This window comes from Leisingera sp. S2M4 (assembly GCF_055398055.1).
In genome coordinates, this window is record NZ_AP040861.1 from 975,817 (window position 1) to 990,749 (window position 14,933).

General features: G+C 63.6%; 14 protein-coding genes. 3 read left to right on the top strand and 11 right to left on the bottom strand.

The window, feature by feature from the left end; genetic code table 11:
• Positions 1-13: 13 nt before the first annotated feature.
• The 4 genes from ACZ52D_RS04750 to ACZ52D_RS04765 form a co-directional block, all read right to left on the bottom strand.
• Complete coding sequence (locus ACZ52D_RS04750) at positions 14-655, bottom strand: acyl-homoserine-lactone synthase (RefSeq protein ID WP_464442730.1); 642 nt, start codon at positions 653-655, stop codon at positions 14-16.
• 91 nt (positions 656-746) lie between these two features.
• Positions 747-1,466, bottom strand: a complete 720-nt coding sequence (locus tag ACZ52D_RS04755) for a helix-turn-helix transcriptional regulator (RefSeq protein WP_222456270.1) — start codon at positions 1,464-1,466, stop codon at positions 747-749.
• A 371-nt stretch (positions 1,467-1,837) separates the two neighbouring features.
• Entirely contained in the window at positions 1,838-3,124 is a 1,287-nt protein-coding gene (gene ccrA, locus ACZ52D_RS04760) for a crotonyl-CoA carboxylase/reductase (protein WP_222456271.1), read from the bottom strand.
• 111 nt (positions 3,125-3,235) lie between these two features.
• Positions 3,236-4,657: a 1-acyl-sn-glycerol-3-phosphate acyltransferase gene (locus tag ACZ52D_RS04765; RefSeq protein WP_464442731.1), complete on the bottom strand. Its 1,422-nt coding sequence runs from the start codon at positions 4,655-4,657 to the stop codon at positions 3,236-3,238.
• Positions 4,658-4,831: 174 nt separating this feature from the next.
• On the opposite strand from ACZ52D_RS04765, the gene ACZ52D_RS04770 reads away from it, so the two are divergent.
• The 3 genes from ACZ52D_RS04770 (at position 4,832) to deoD (ending at position 7,955) form a co-directional block, all read left to right on the top strand.
• Complete coding sequence (locus ACZ52D_RS04770; RefSeq protein ID WP_464442732.1) at positions 4,832-6,799, top strand: methylmalonyl-CoA mutase family protein; 1,968 nt, start codon at positions 4,832-4,834, stop codon at positions 6,797-6,799.
• A gap of 117 nt (positions 6,800-6,916) precedes the next feature.
• Positions 6,917-7,234 (top strand): H-NS histone family protein, encoded by a 318-nt coding sequence (locus ACZ52D_RS04775; protein ID WP_222456274.1) that lies wholly within the window; start codon positions 6,917-6,919, stop codon positions 7,232-7,234.
• Positions 7,235-7,250: 16 nt separating this feature from the next.
• Complete coding sequence (deoD, locus tag ACZ52D_RS04780) at positions 7,251-7,955, top strand: purine-nucleoside phosphorylase (RefSeq protein WP_222456275.1); 705 nt, start codon at positions 7,251-7,253, stop codon at positions 7,953-7,955.
• Between the two features lie 176 nt (positions 7,956-8,131).
• On the opposite strand, the gene ACZ52D_RS04785 is transcribed toward deoD, so the two are convergent.
• The 7 genes from ACZ52D_RS04785 to sdhA all read right to left on the bottom strand — a co-directional run bounded on the left by ACZ52D_RS04785 (position 8,132) and on the right by sdhA (position 14,907).
• Positions 8,132-8,989, bottom strand: coding sequence for an urea carboxylase-associated family protein (locus ACZ52D_RS04785; protein WP_464442733.1), 858 nt, complete (start codon positions 8,987-8,989; stop codon positions 8,132-8,134).
• Positions 8,990-9,061: 72 nt separating this feature from the next.
• Positions 9,062-10,237, bottom strand: a complete 1,176-nt coding sequence (locus ACZ52D_RS04790; protein WP_464442734.1) for a type III PLP-dependent enzyme — start codon at positions 10,235-10,237, stop codon at positions 9,062-9,064.
• A 561-nt stretch (positions 10,238-10,798) separates the two neighbouring features.
• Positions 10,799-10,987, bottom strand: a complete 189-nt coding sequence (locus tag ACZ52D_RS04795; RefSeq protein WP_464442735.1) for a hypothetical protein — start codon at positions 10,985-10,987, stop codon at positions 10,799-10,801.
• 121 nt (positions 10,988-11,108) lie between these two features.
• Positions 11,109-11,819 carry a ZIP family metal transporter gene (locus ACZ52D_RS04800; RefSeq protein WP_222456279.1) on the bottom strand — a complete coding sequence of 237 codons (711 nt, stop codon included), beginning with the start codon at positions 11,817-11,819 and terminating at the stop codon, positions 11,109-11,111.
• Positions 11,820-11,920: 101 nt separating this feature from the next.
• A complete protein-coding gene (locus ACZ52D_RS04805; protein WP_464442736.1) occupies positions 11,921-12,190 on the bottom strand; it encodes a hypothetical protein in 270 nt (89 codons plus the stop codon).
• Positions 12,191-12,307: 117 nt separating this feature from the next.
• Positions 12,308-13,087, bottom strand: a complete 780-nt coding sequence (locus tag ACZ52D_RS04810) for a succinate dehydrogenase iron-sulfur subunit (protein WP_369928545.1) — start codon at positions 13,085-13,087, stop codon at positions 12,308-12,310.
• A gap of 11 nt (positions 13,088-13,098) precedes the next feature.
• Positions 13,099-14,907 carry a succinate dehydrogenase flavoprotein subunit gene (gene sdhA / locus ACZ52D_RS04815; protein ID WP_222456281.1) on the bottom strand — a complete coding sequence of 603 codons (1,809 nt, stop codon included), beginning with the start codon at positions 14,905-14,907 and terminating at the stop codon, positions 13,099-13,101.
• Positions 14,908-14,933 lie beyond the last annotated feature (26 nt).

Sequence of the window (14,933 nt, forward strand, 5' to 3'; positions counted from 1 at the left end):
GCCCAGTGCCGGGTCAGGCCGTGAGCGGCAGCGCCGGTGACGCGGCGACGCCGCCGAACGCTCGGTCGAACCACAGTTGCGACAGCTCGGGCGCGATCCCGGCCTTCGCCGCCACCCTCAGGTAGACCTCCGGGCTGTACTCCCACAGCCCGAGACAGATCCGTTCACGGCCTTCGCCGCTGCTGCCGATCACCTCGGGACAGAAGCCAAGGCCGCGATAGACCCGCACCATGCGCCGGTCAAAGACTCCGGCGAAGTGGCGCAGATGGAAGTTGCGCATGATTTCCACGCCGCCCAGGGTCAGCGCCCCGGCAACAGATCCCCCCGCCTTGCGCGACAGGCAGAACCGGGTGCATTCCCAGATCAGCGGACTGCACACCGGCACCCCACCCGCCAATTCCAGAAACACGTCGTTGACCATCACCGGCCCTGTGGTGGGCAAAAACCGCATCGAGCCGCCGTGACGACCATCGGGCATCTCCCAGATCACATAGAGCGGATCCAGCGCATCATACTCATCGCGCTCCTCTCCCTGCGCGTCGACCTGCACCTCCCATCCCAGCCGGGTTCGGAACTGGTCCGCCCGGTCGCGGAACATGGACCGGGCCAGCAAGGCGTGGTTGTTCAGGTCATGGCCATAGATGTAACGAAGCATGATATAGTCCCCTTCTGGTGAACAGTGGGGACAGCTTACGCGATTTCCTGCAATTTAAGGGCGTGCCGAACGTGGCGCGCACACCCAGAGATCACACGACGATCAACCCCAGGGACAAGGCACGCGCAATCGCGTGAGTGGTGTTGATCGCGCCGAGTTTGAAACGCGCGCTTTCGATGTAGACGCGCAGGGTATGTTCCGAGATTGCCAGCGTTTGCGCCACCTGCGCGCGGCTGTAGCCAATGGCCAGAAGGGTCAGCGCGTCCACCTCGCGCGGGGACAGCGGCTGGGTCTGTTCAGGCGTGCGGTTGGGTTCGAACTCCAGCGCCTTTCGGTTGAAGTAATGTCCCATCAGGATCAGCTCCCGACCGAATTTCTCGGTCAGTTTCTCCCAGGTTGCATCGTCGCAATTGTGGCTGACCGTGAAAACCGCGAACTGGCCGTTGGGACCGCGGATCGGGATCGAGTATCCCTGGTTGCCAACCCCATGTTCCAACGCGTCTTTCAAAAATTCCCGCGCCGGTTTCGGTGACCAGTCAAGCCGCTTCCAGTCCACCGGGTGAAAGCGCTGGTAGCATCCCACCACCACCGGGTCGACCCGCACATAGGCCCGCTCCTGATAGCGTTGCACCCAGTCCTGCGGGTAGGTTCCGAAATAATAGTGGTCGCCGGCGCTGTCGACCCAATGATACATGGCGTGGTCGACACCAAACACCTCGCAGACCTGCTCGATGATCTGCTGCAGACCGTCCAGCGTGTCGGTCGCGTCAAGTGCTTCCAGAATGCGATCCAGGTCTGCCTTGCTAGCCATGTCGTGCCGCTGTCGCCCTCGCGAGTCCGCCCAGTTGGTTTTTGCAACCCGTGGCAGCATCCGGGCTGCGACGTGGTCCGACCACCTTGTGCCGCGCCCGACACGGAACAGTCAACGGCAAGCGCCGAGTTTAGCGCAAATCCGGACAGACCTGACGCAAATCCGAACAAGACGGTCGAAATCCGTTCAAGATGCGCGAGGCCCAAACTCCCCCGGAATAGCGAAAGCACTCAGTTCAAGCCATTGAAATTGTTATCTCAGTCAGAAAAAGAACCTGCGAATCACCTCAGTGACTCGCAGGTCGCCGACGACCCGGGGAGATCGCCAACCAGGCGCGGCCGACCCTTGGCTCGGCCGACAGGGAGATACGATCAGCTGTTGCTCTCCAGCACGTCCTGAAGCGTCCGCATGCCGGTTTTCGGCGCTTGCACCAGCACCGACATGTTGCCCGGCAGATGCTCGTTGCGCATCATCTTCATGTGGGCTTCGGGCAAATCGGCCCAGGCAAAGACCTCGGACATGCAGGGATCCAGACGGCGCTCGACCATCAGCTTGTTGGCAGCGGCGGCCTGCTTCAGATGCGCAAAGTGCGAGCCCTGCAGGCGCTTCTGGTGCATCCACATGTAGCGAACGTCAAAGGTCAGGTTATAGCCGGTGGTGCCCGCGCAGATCACAACCATACCGCCCTTCTTCACCACGAAGGTGGAGACCGGGAAGGTCGCCTCGCCGGGATGCTCGAACACCATGTCGACGTTCACGCCCTTGCCGGTGATGTCCCAGATCGCCTTACCGAACTTGCGGGCTTCCTTGAACCACTCGGCATATTCCGGGGTGTTGACCGTGGGCAGCTGGCCCCAGCAGTTGAAGTCCTTGCGGTTCAGCACGCCCTTTGCGCCAAGCCCCATCACGAAGTCGCGCTTGCTCTCGTCCGAGATTACGCCGATGGCATTGGCGCCGGCAGTATTGATCAGCTGGATCGCGTAGGAGCCGAGACCGCCCGAGGCGCCCCAGACCAGCACGTTCTGGCCCGGCTTCAGGTCATGCGGCTCATGGCCGAACAGCATCCGGTAGGCGGTCGCCAGCGTCAGCGTGTAGCAGGCGCTTTCTTCCCAGGTCAGGTGCTTGGGCCGCGGCATCAGCTGCTGCGCCTGCACGTTGGTGAACTGCGCGAAGGAGCCGTCCGGCGTCTCGTAACCCCAGATCCGCTGGCTGGGGGAGTACATCGGGTCGCCGCCGTTGCATTCCTCGTCGTCGCCGTCGTCCTGGTTGCAGTGGATCACCACCTCGTCACCGACCTTCCAGCGGGTGACCTTGGAACCAACCGCCCAGACGATGCCCGAGGCGTCAGACCCGGCGATGTGATAGGGGGCCTTGTGGCCATCAAACGGCGAGATCGGCGTGCCGAGGGAGGCCCAGACGCCATTGTAGTTGACGCCCGCTGCCATCACCAGGACCAGCACCTCGTTGCTGTCCAGCTCCGGCACGTCGACAACTTCCTGCACCATCGCGGTGTCCGGCTCGCCGTGGCGTTCCTTGCGGATGGCCCAGGCATACATCTTCTTGGGAACGTAACCCATCGGGGGGATTTCCCCCACTTCATAGAGATCCTTTTCGGGCGCCTCGTAAGACATGACGTCAGTCTGGGTATCCAATGCCATGACGGCCTCCTTTGCATCCAGGTTTTGCCGCAGTGCAGAATCGCGGCGATTACCTAGTGGATAAAATTCGCTAAGCAACATTGCAACAACTTTTGCTCAGTTTGTGAAATTTTATAACCCAGCAGATGCAGCATTGTCTTTAGCAGGTGCAGCATCACCCGGCCCGCAGCCGTCGTCTGCGGGCAACAGGTGGCGGATCGAATTGGCATAGAACTCCAGCAGTCCCAGCCGCGCCGGGTCCGGCACCAACCGGTCATCCTCACAGATCACCAGCTTCCGGCGGCGCAGATGCTCCACCCCCTCGCCCGCGGCGTTACAGGCCTCCTGCGGTGGCAGGTGCAACCTCGCCACTGGCAGAGCCGTGATCCACTTCTGCACCCGCGCCTCGATCTCGGCGCGGGTCTGGGGCCCATGACGACACAGCGCTGCCGCAACCAGTGGCACCGGCAGCACCGGCACAATGGTGCTGATCCGCGCCATCAACTCCTGTGCCAGCGGCTCGGTCGGGTCACCCGCCTGCGTGGCAGCAAACCCGCTGAGGCTCAGCGGTGCGCCAACCGTTACGGCGGCGCGGCCAGCCCGCCGATAGCGCCCTGTGAGCCAACGCCACAGCTGCCGCAGCAACCGCAGGGCCACCACGCCGATGCGGGCCTTGAATCGGCGCTCCCCGGCGCGCGCGGCGTCTTCCAGGATCTGGTCCTCCAGCACCCGATCGTAATTCAGGGCCACCGGGACAAAGACCACGTCGCGCCCCTTCGGGTCGCGCGCCTCGACGATGTATTTCAGCAATCCCAGCCTCGGTGCAGCCAGCGCGCCATCCAGGCTCAGCCCGCCCTCCGGGAACATCGCCTGCGTCGAGCCACCGCGCGTGGCCATCCCCACATAGGCCGCCAGCACCTTGCGATACAAATCATTGCGCGAGCGGCGACGGATAAAATAGGCACCCATCGCCCGGATCAGCCGCGACAGCGGCCAGACCCGCGCCCATTCGCCCACCGCATAGGACAACGCCGACCGCCGTGCGGCCAGGTAGGTCACCAGCACGTAGTCCATGTTGGAACGGTGGTTCATCACGAACACGACCGTCGCCTCGGGATCGATGTCATTCAGCGCACCGGGCTGCTGCTGCGCCAGGCGGACGTCGTAAATGCTGTTCGACAGCAGTCGCGCCGCCCGCGCCGCAAAGCTGAAATAGGCAAAGGCGGAAAACCCCGGCACGATTTCGCGCGCATAGCGGCGCACCTGCTCAAAGGCGACGTTCTCGGGAATCCCCTCGGCGCGGGCATGATCCGCCGCCGCCTGGGTCACCTGCGGATCGTGGATCAGCCGCTGGATCATGTCGTAGCGCCGGATCAGCTTGAACGGCTCGATCGGGCGCTCCAGCCGCTGGTTCAACCGCGCCACCGCGCGCTCCAGCCGCCTCCGCACGAACCAGCGCACGGAGGGAAACAGGAAATGCGAGGCAAAGGTCACCGCGGCGAAGCCGAGGATCAGCACGAAAAGCCACAGCGGAAGTTCCACGGTCTGCGTCATACACCGACAGTTGCCGATGGCTGCCGCCATTACAACCGCCAAGCTTCCAGCCCCTCAGATCTGCGGCTTCGCTCGGCATTGCCGCAACGCAGCGAATTGACATGGGTCTAAAATTGCAGTTTAGATCCCATTAGCGAAATAAAATTACCCACCAACCGACTCGCGAGGTCCCCGATGCCGCAGATGCAAAAAGACCGCCCCTGGCTGATCCGCACCTATGCCGGACACTCCACCGCCAAGGCCTCGAACGCACTTTACCGCTCAAACCTCGCGAAGGGGCAGACCGGGTTGTCGGTCGCCTTCGACCTGCCCACGCAGACCGGGTATGACAGCGATCACGTGCTGGCGCGCGGCGAGGTCGGCAAGGTCGGCGTGCCGATCTGTCATCTCGGCGACATGCGCACGCTGTTCGACCAGATCCCGCTCGAACAGATGAACACCTCGATGACGATCAACGCCACCGCGCCGTGGCTGCTGGCCCTTTATATCGCGGTGGCCGAGGAACAGGGCGCGGATGTGTCCAAGCTGCAAGGGACGGTGCAGAACGACCTGATCAAGGAATATCTGAGCCGCGGCACCTATGTCTGCCCGCCCAAGCCCAGCCTGCGGATGATCGCGGATGTCGCCGAATACTGCTACACCAACGTGCCGAAATGGAACCCGATGAACGTCTGCTCCTACCACCTGCAGGAAGCCGGCGCGACGCCGGAGCAGGAGCTGGCCTTTGCCTTGGCCACCGCGCAGGCGGTGCTGGACGAGCTGCGACCGCGCATCGCGCCAGAGGATTTCCCGGCCATGGTCGGGCGCATCTCCTTCTTCGTGAATGCGGGCATCCGGTTCATCACCGAGATGTGCAAGATGCGCGCCTTCGTCGACCTGTGGGATGAAATCTGCCGCGAGCGTTACGGCGTGGAGGACCCGAAGTTCCGCCGCTTCCGTTACGGCGTGCAGGTGAACTCGCTCGGGCTGACCGAACAGCAGCCGGAAAACAACGTCTACCGTATCCTGATCGAGATGCTGGCGGTGACGCTGTCGAAGAGGGCCCGCGCCCGCGCAGTGCAGCTGCCGGCCTGGAACGAGGCGCTTGGCCTGCCCCGCCCCTGGGACCAGCAGTGGTCGATGCGGATGCAGCAGATCCTCGCGTATGAGACCGATCTTCTGGAATACGGCGACCTTTTTGACGGCAACCCGGTGGTCGATGCCAAGGTCGAGGAATTGAAGGCGGGGGCCCGCGCCGAACTCGCCAATCTGGAATCCATGGGCGGGGCCGTCGCGTCGATCGAGTATATGAAAGGCCGCCTCGTCGACTCCAATGCCGAGCGTCTGAACCGTATCGAACGCAATGAAACCGTCGTGGTCGGTGTCAACAAGTGGACCGAAGGCGAACCCTCGCCGCTGCAAACAGAGGATGGCGGCATCATGGTCGTGGATCCCGCGGTGGAGCAAGAGCAGGTCGACCGCCTGAACACCTGGCGGCGAGAGCGAAACGAGGACGCGGTGCAATCGGCCCTCGCCAGCCTGCGGGCGGCGGCGCAAAACGGTGACAATATCATGGAGCCGTCAATTGCAGCGGCCAAGGCCGGGGTGACCACTGGCGAATGGGCCGAGGAGATGCGGCGCGTCCACGGCACCTACCGCGGCCCCACCGGCGTGTCGGCCTCGGTGTCGAACAAGACCGAAGGGCTGGATGAACTGCGCGCGGCAGTCGACAGCGTCAGCGATGCACTCGGCCGCCGGATCAAGTTCGTGGTCGGCAAACCGGGCCTGGACGGCCATTCCAACGGCGCCGAGCAGATCGCCTTCCGCGCCCGTGACTGCGGCATGGACATCACCTATGACGGCATCCGCATGACCCCCGCCGAACTGGTCGAAGCCGCGCAAAAGGACGATGCCCATGTGGTGGGCTTGTCGATCCTGTCCGGCAGCCACCTGCCACTGGTCGAGGATCTGATGCAGCGCATGCGCGACGCCGGCCTCGGCCACGTCCCGGTGATCGTGGGTGGAATCATTCCCGACGACGATGCGAAAAAGCTCAAATCATTCGGCGTTGCCCGGGTCTATACACCCAAGGATTTCGAGCTCAATGCAATTATGAGTGACATTGTCGAACTTGCAAAGCCACCGGAAATTGCAGCCCACTGATCTTTCCTGCGCAATTTTCCGCGAGCGACAAAGAAAAAGCTAAACCGAATTTGAAATTCGGTCCATAAAGAATGGCACACCGGCTTTTCCGGAGTGCCATTTATCATGGAGTAAGAAATGACGCTCGATCTTTCGAAAATGACAAGAAAAGAACTGCTCCAGCTGCAAGGTGATGTAGAGGAAGCCCTGCGCACCGCCGAATTGCGGGAACGTCAGGAAGCCCTGAAAGCGGCCGAAGAAGCCGCCGCGAAATACGGTTTCTCACTGGACGAAATTGCCAATGGTCCCCGCCCGGGCGGCAAGAAAACAAAAGCAGCCCCCAAGTATCGCAACCCGAACAATCCCGAAGAAACCTGGACCGGCCGCGGTCGCAAACCGCATTGGGTCCACGCCGCATTGACCGCCGGAATGGACATTTCCGATCTGGAAATCTGAACCAAGGGAAACGCAAATGACAGTTCATATCGGCGCTGCCAAGGGTGAAATCGCGGAAACCGTGCTGATGCCGGGGGACCCCTATCGCGCCAAATGGGCGGCGGAGACCTTTCTCAGCGACGCGGTTCTGGTCAATGAAGTGCGCGGCATGCTGGGCTACACCGGCACCTGGAACGGCCACCGCGTGACCATCCAGGGCAGCGGCATGGGCATGCCCTCATTGTCGATCTACGCCAACGAGCTTATCCGCGACTACGGCGCAAAGACCCTGATCCGCATCGGCTCCTGTGGTGGCATGCAGGAAAAGGTCAAGGTCCGCGACGTGATCCTCGCCATGACGGCCACCACCGTTCACAGCCCCTCCAGCAGTATTTTCCGCGAGGTGAATTTTGCCCCCTGTGCCGATTGGGGCTTGCTTCAGGCCGCCGCAAAGGCCGCCGCAACCCGTGACGTGGCCACCCATGTGGGCGGCATCTATTCCTCGGATGTCTTTTACGACGAACGTCCGGATTTGAATGAACAGATGGTGCGGCATGGTATTCTCGGCGTCGAAATGGAGGCCGCAGAACTTTATACCCTGGCCGCGCGTTACGGCTGCCGCGCCTTGGCGGTCTTGACCGTTTCCGACCATTTGCAAACGGGCGAGGCGCTGCCATCCGATCAGCGCGAGCGCAGCTTTGGCGACATGGTTGAAATTGCACTCGAGGCCGCGTTTCGCTGAATGCCCCTGTCACGCGCGGCGTAAGGGTCCGACCCTGGCAATGTTGATTATGGGCAGAGGCGCGACCTCTGCCCTTTTCATTTGCCCTGTGGGGTCGCGTCAATTGCAACAGGCGAGCTGTCCGGTTTGCGAAATGCCATCACCTGCCGGGCCGCGGCTTCCCCCTCTGCCCTGTCTCACCCTCGCCCGTGGCTGCGGTCATAGCCATTGACCGCAGGCGGCCGCCAGTTCGCCAGTTCATCAGTCGGCGGCGCGAAAACCTCTACCAACATCGGGTAGCAGGCGGCGGTGTCGCTGGAATGCTCCGCCGAACAATCACCACCCGGACAGGCGCTGAGCGCGCCCAGCAGGTCGATCTCCGCGAAAAACTCAAGGTAGTCACCGGGGCGGACCGGACTTGCCTTCATGAAATACTGGCCGGTGTCGCGGGTAAAGCCGGTGCACATAAAGACGTTGAGAACGTCGTGCACATGCGGCTCGGCCTCCGCCAGCGGCAGCCGCAGGTGATCCGCCAGCGCCCGGGTCAGGTTGGAGTGGCAGCAGTGGTGATACTGGCTGCCCGACAGCAGGTTGCCGGTATAGGGGTCACAGCGTGTCCCGATCACGTCGTGAACCGAGCCGCCGAATTCATCAATGCCATACCACCCCAGGGTGTCCTCGACGATGGTGGCCATCGGGCGCAGGTAGGGAAAGCTGCTCCACAGGCGCTCGCCGGTGCTGACATGGGTGCCGTGCAATGCGCGGGTCTTGCCGGAGTAAAAGCGCTCTGACAGGTTGTTACGGTTCCACAGGTTGAGATCCCCCACCTGCGGCCCCTCGATCGAGGTGATGCGGAAGAAATGCCCGGCTGGCACCTCGAAACAGGCCGCCTCGCGGGGGGCGACGCGCCGCTCCGCCGTCGTCACCGCCCCCTGTCGCGCCCGTCGGTATAGCGGCAGATCCGGCTCCGGCAGGCTGTCATTGGGATAGCAGATGACCGGACGCACGGCGCGTCGGGCCTGCGCATCATCGGGCGCGGAGGGAGTGTCTGTCATGGGGCAAACCTTTTTCAATGCTTGCCCCATCAAGACTGCTTCGTGGCCGGGCTGCAAGCCCCGCCGCCAGTCTCAGATCACCACGACATCCAGCGGCGGGAAGCCATTGAAGCCAACCGAGGCATAGGTCGAGGTATAGGCCCCACAGCTGTGGATCACCACGCGGTCCCCGGCTTTCAGGCCCAACGGCAGCTGGTAGGGGATGCGCTCATACAGCACATCGGCACTGTCGCAGGACGGGCCGGCCAGGATGCAGGGACCTGTCGGCTCGTGGTCGCGCTCGGTGGTGATGCGATAGCGAATTGCCTCGCCCATGGTCTCGGCAAGACCCGAGAACATGCCGATGTCCAAATAGGCCCAGCGATGCAGGTCGTCAGCGTCCTTCCGCGACACCAGCAGGACCTCTGCCGCGATGGCACCGGCCTCGGCGACCAGACCGCGCCCCGGCTCGGCCATGACCTGCGGCACTTCGCCAAAACGCTCCGTCACCAGCGCCATGACCGCGCGGGCATAATCCTCTGCGGGCAGCATTTCGGCACCGTAGGAGGCCGGGAAGCCGCCACCGATGTTCAGCAGCTGCAGGTCATGGCCGGCCGCACGCGCCTGGTGCCAGACGGTCGCCACCTGATCCAGCGTCCCCGCCCACATCTGCGGCGCCCGCGTCTGAGAGCCGACGTGGAACGACAGCCCGGCCACGACCAGACCGGCGTCACGCGCCTGGTCCATCAGCTTCAGGACCATCTCGGCCGAGCTGCCGAACTTGCGGCTCAGCGGCCAATCGGCCTCGGTGTTGTCGACCAGCATGCGCAGGTAGACGCTGGCCCCGGGCGCATGCTCGGCCAGCTTGTCCAGTTCCTCTGCCGCATCGGCAGCAAAATGGGTGATCCCGAGGCGGTGGGCATAGGCGATATCCGCCGGCCGTTTGATGGTGTTGCCAAAGCTGATCTGCTCCGGCTGCGCACCGGCCGCCAAGCACATGTCGATCTCGGCACGGCTTGCGGCGTCAAAGTTTGCGCCCTCGACCACCAGCCGCTGCAGGATGCCCGGAGCCGGGTTGGCCTTGACCGCATAGTGGATGCGCGCACGTCCCAGGCCACGCGCCAATGCGTGGTATTTCGCCGCAACGGCCTCGGCGTCGACCACCAGCGTCGGCCGGTCGAACCGGTTGGAGGCGATGTAGCTCAGGGTGCGGGATACGAATTCACAGTTGCGGGCGGTCAGCCCGGCTACGTTTGCGTTCATGGTCATCTCCAATAGACCCGGCCGAATACGGCCGCTCAGTGCTGTCAGAGACGTTACCGTCGCTACGTAACCTTAGGGGCGTGACCCCTTTCGCCAGAGGCGCGTGCGTTGGCGTCTTGGCGGCCCATATCTGGCAAACCGACGAGTCGTTCAAGTGTTTTTTGTATTGCTCCGCCGGATTTGCAGATCAGTGATGCGCTCCCGCCTGCGCCCCGGTCCTTGGACAAGGACCGTCCGCAGTTGGGCCCGGCACGGAAGGGGCTCCGGCGCAGCCGGTGCACCTGCGGGCGCGGGAGCGCACTGGCCTGCTATTGCCGCAGGGTCGGGTTGAGGCAGACGGTCGGCTCTGCGTCAGACGGCGCAACAGCGCCACAATACTGGCACCGCCATTGGCCCTCGGCACGCGCCTGCCGCCAGCGACAATTGCGGGTAAGGCTCGTAGTTCGTCTCCGCCACAGCAAGTAGCCCAGAACCGCAGCCAGCAGAAAAATCAGAAGAATCGGCATGATAGCTGTCTAAGCTTCCGCAGGCGGCGGCTCAACCGGCTCTGAGCGGGCAGCAGGTCTCTCAGGCGGCGGCGTAGTAGTCGAACAGGTGATCCGTGTCCGCGTCCGGCGCGTCTACCACGGCAGCCGACAACGGCGCGGGCGTATAGTATTCAAAGCTCTGCTCCAACGCGGCCAGAGCCTGCTGTGCCGCGGTCTCGACCTGCTCGGACTTGGTCTGCGGCGCGTGAAGTGCGGTGATCTGGGTCATGGAATTGCCTCCTTCGGCTTGGCAAGATCCTCCCATGGCCCGCAAGATAGCCCCCAGCGCCGGGGCCCGCAGCCGGTGAATGCGCAAGTCCGTCATGCAGCCAGCGCATTCCCCGCCGAGGTCAACTGATCAGCATTTCCCCGGCCAGCCCCAGCGCAAAGCCCGCAACCGCACCAAGAGCCGGCAGGCTCTTTTCGTTCGAATGGGCCTTTGGCGCGATGTCCTGAAACAACAGGTACAGAATGCCCCCAGCGGCAAAGATCATGATAGCGGCCAGCAGCGCATGGGCCTGGGCCAACCAGACAAGACCCACCAAGGCGCAAACCGGTCCCAGCGCCGCCAGTCCCAGGAACACCAGCAGGACATGCCCGGCAGAGCTGTCCCCCTGGCGGATCTCGCGGAAAGCGGCAAAGCCTTCGGGCAGATTCTGCAGAAAGATCATCAATGCCAGCAGCCGCGCGGTTGCCGCATCCGCCACCAGCATCGCCCCCAGTGCCATCGCCTCCGGTACGTAGTCCAGCAACATCGCCAACAGCAGCGCGCCACTGCCGCCTTTGCGTTCCAGCAGGCTGTCGACACCGTAAAAGACCACGCCCCCCGCCACGAACAGGGCCACCGCCAGCAAGGGCGGCAGCGTCTCCGCCGCCTCGGGGACCAGCACCAAAGCCACCGCCGAGGCCAGCGCACCGCCGCCGAAAGCGGCGATCAGGTGCAGCACCTCGTCCCGCAGCATCGGATTGTGGATATGCTCCCGCGCGGCGAGAAACCCGCCGAGCGGCATCGCAAGACCGGCAAATCCGGCCAGAAGCATGGCAGAAACAACAGGTTCCATGGGATCAGCCTAGCGCCCGCCCGTGCGCGTCTCAACCATCTATTGTGGCCGTCGCGGCAGGGTTCAACCTGACGGTCACACCGACAATCGCCCCGGGGCCGTCAGGCATTCAAACAGCGGGTCATTTGCGCCGCCTGCGCCGCCGTCACCGTGTCGCTCGGACGAACCTCGCGCACCACGGTTGCTCCGGGCCCATGGCCCAGCACCTCGGTCCAGACCCGATAGGGGCCGGTTATCCCGGCCGCACTCGCGCACCCGGCAAGCCGCGCATCCGAGGCGGCTAGCTGCGCCCCCAACCGGTCGCCGTCCATCGCCATCATGCAACCACCCAGAACCATCGTCACAGCCACCGCCGGGATCATCGGTTTCATCGCCGCGCTCCACACTCTGTTGCAAAGAACATGCCCCCGGTCTCGCAGGAAACCGGGGGCAGTGCAATTTTCAGATTGGCAGGCAGGCGGAACGCCGCGGATCCCCTGCCCGACGGATCAGACCGTGCGCTCGACCATCATCTTCTTGATGTGCGAGATCGCCTTGGCCGGGTTCAGGCCCTTGGGGCAGGTCTTCGCGCAGTTCATGATGGTATGGCAGCGATACAGCTTGAAGGGATCTTCCAGCTGATCCAGACGTTCGCCGGTGGCCTCGTCCCGGCTGTCGATGATCCAGCGGTAGGCATGCAGCAGAGCGGCCGGGCCGAGGTAGCGATCGCCGTTCCACCAGTAGGACGGGCAGGACGTCGAGCAGGACGCGCACATCACGCATTCATACAGGCCGTCCAGTTTCTTGCGGTCCTCAATCGACTGCTTCCATTCCTTGGCCGGACGGTTGGTCTTGGTTTCCAGCCACGGCATGATCGAGGCATGCTGGGCGTAGAAATGCGTCAGATCCGGGATCAGGTCCTTGACCACCGGCATATGCGGCAGCGGGTAGATACGCACATCGCCCTTCACCTCGTCCAACCCGTAGATACAGGCCAGCGTGTTGATGCCGTCGATGTTCATCGCGCAGGACCCGCAGATCCCCTCGCGGCAGGAACGGCGGAAGGTCAGCGTCGGATCGATCTCGTTCTTGATCTTGATCAGCGCGTCCAGGACCATCGGACCGCATTTGTCCATGTCGAGGAAGTAGGTATCCACCTGCGGATTTTTCCCGTCATCCGGGTTCCAGCGGTAGATCTTGAACTTGCGCACGTTGGTGGCGCCTTCCGGCTTGGGCCAGGTCTTGCCGGTCACCACCTTGGAGTTCTTGGGGAGGCTGAATTGAACCATGGTCTGTCTCCTTAGAACGTCCGCGCCTTGGGCGCGATTTTCTTGAGGCTGATGCCGCCTTCGTCTTCGGAGGTCAGCGGATCGGTGATCACCGGACGGTAGCTCAGCTCGACCTTGTTGCCCTCGACACGGGACACGGTGTGGACGCGCCAGTTCTCGTCATCACGCTCGGCGTAATCCTCATGCGCATGGGCGCCGCGGCTCTCCTTGCGGGCTTCCGCGCCCACGATGGTGGCCAGCGCGTTGGGCATCAGGTTGGTGAGTTCAAGCGTCTCCATCAGGTCGGAGTTCCAGACCAGCGAGCGGTCGGTTACGTGCAGGTCGTCCAGCTTGGCCGCGATTGCGGTCATCTTCTCAACGCCTTCCTTCAGGGTCTTGTCGGTGCGGAACACCGCCGCGTCGGCCTGCATGGTGCGCTGCATTTCCAGCCGCAGATCGGCGGTCGGAATGCCGCCCTTGGCGTGACGCAGCGCATCGAACCGGTCGAACGCCTTGTCGACGGACGCCTTGTTCAGCACCGGGTTCGGCGCCTCCGGGTCGACAACCTTGCCTGCGCGAATGGCGGAGGCGCGGCCAAAGACCACCAGGTCGATGAGCGAGTTGGAGCCCAGACGGTTGGCCCCATGCACCGAAGCACAGCCCGCCTCGCCCACGGCCATCAGGCCGGGCACGACCGCGGTCGGATCCTCCTCGGTCGGGTTCAGCACCTCGCCCCAGTAGTTGGTCGGGATACCGCCCATGTTGTAGTGTACGGTCGGCAGAACCGGGATCGGCTCCTTGGTGACGTCAACGCCCGCGAAGATCTTCGCCGACTCCGAAATCCCCGGCAGCCGCTCCGCCAGCGCCTCGGCCGGCAGGTGGTTGAGGTTCAGGTGGATGTGGTCGCCATGCTCGCCCACGCCGCGACCTTCGCGGATTTCCATGGTCATCGAGCGGGAGACGTAGTCGCGCGGTGCGAGGTCCTTGTACTGGGGCGCGTAGCGCTCCATGAAGCGCTCACCCTCGGAGTTGGTGAGGTAGCCGCCCTCGCCGCGCGCGCCCTCGGTGATCAGACAGCCAGAGCCGTAGATGCCGGTGGGGTGGAACTGCACGAACTCCATGTCCTGCAGCGCGAGGCCAGCGCGCGCCACCATGCCGCCGCCGTCGCCGGTGCAGGTGTGCGCCGAGGTGGCGGAGAAATAGGCGCGGCCGTAACCGCCGGTCGCCAGCACCACCATCTTGGCGTTGAAGACATGCATGGTGCCATCGTCGAGCTTCCAGCACACCACGCCCTGACACTGCCCGTCTTCGGACATGATCAGGTCGATGGCGAAATACTCGATGTAGAACTCGGCGTTGTTCTTCAGCGACTGGCCGTAGAGCGTGTGCAGGATCGCGTGGCCGGTGCGGTCGGCGGCGGCGCATGTACGCTGCACCGCGGGGCCTTCACCGAACTCGGTGGTGTGACCGCCAAAGGGGCGCTGGTAGATCTTGCCTTCCTCGGTGCGCGAGAACGGCACGCCATAGTGCTCCAGCTCGTAGACCGCCTTGGGGGCCTCGCGGGCGAGGTACTCCATCGCGTCGGTATCGCCCAGCCAGTCAGAGCCCTTGACGGTGTCATACATGTGCCACTGCCAGTGGTCCGGGCCCATGTTGGCCAGCGACGCGGCGATGCCGCCCTGTGCGGCCACAGTGTGCGAGCGGGTCGGGAAAACCTTGGTTACGCAGGCGGTGCGCAGACCTTGCTCGGCCATGCCCAGCGTCGCCCGCAGACCCGCGCCACCGGCGCCAACCACCACGACATCATATTCGTGGGTTTCATATTCATATGCTGCTGTCATCGTTTCTGTTCCTTGCCGCGCATATA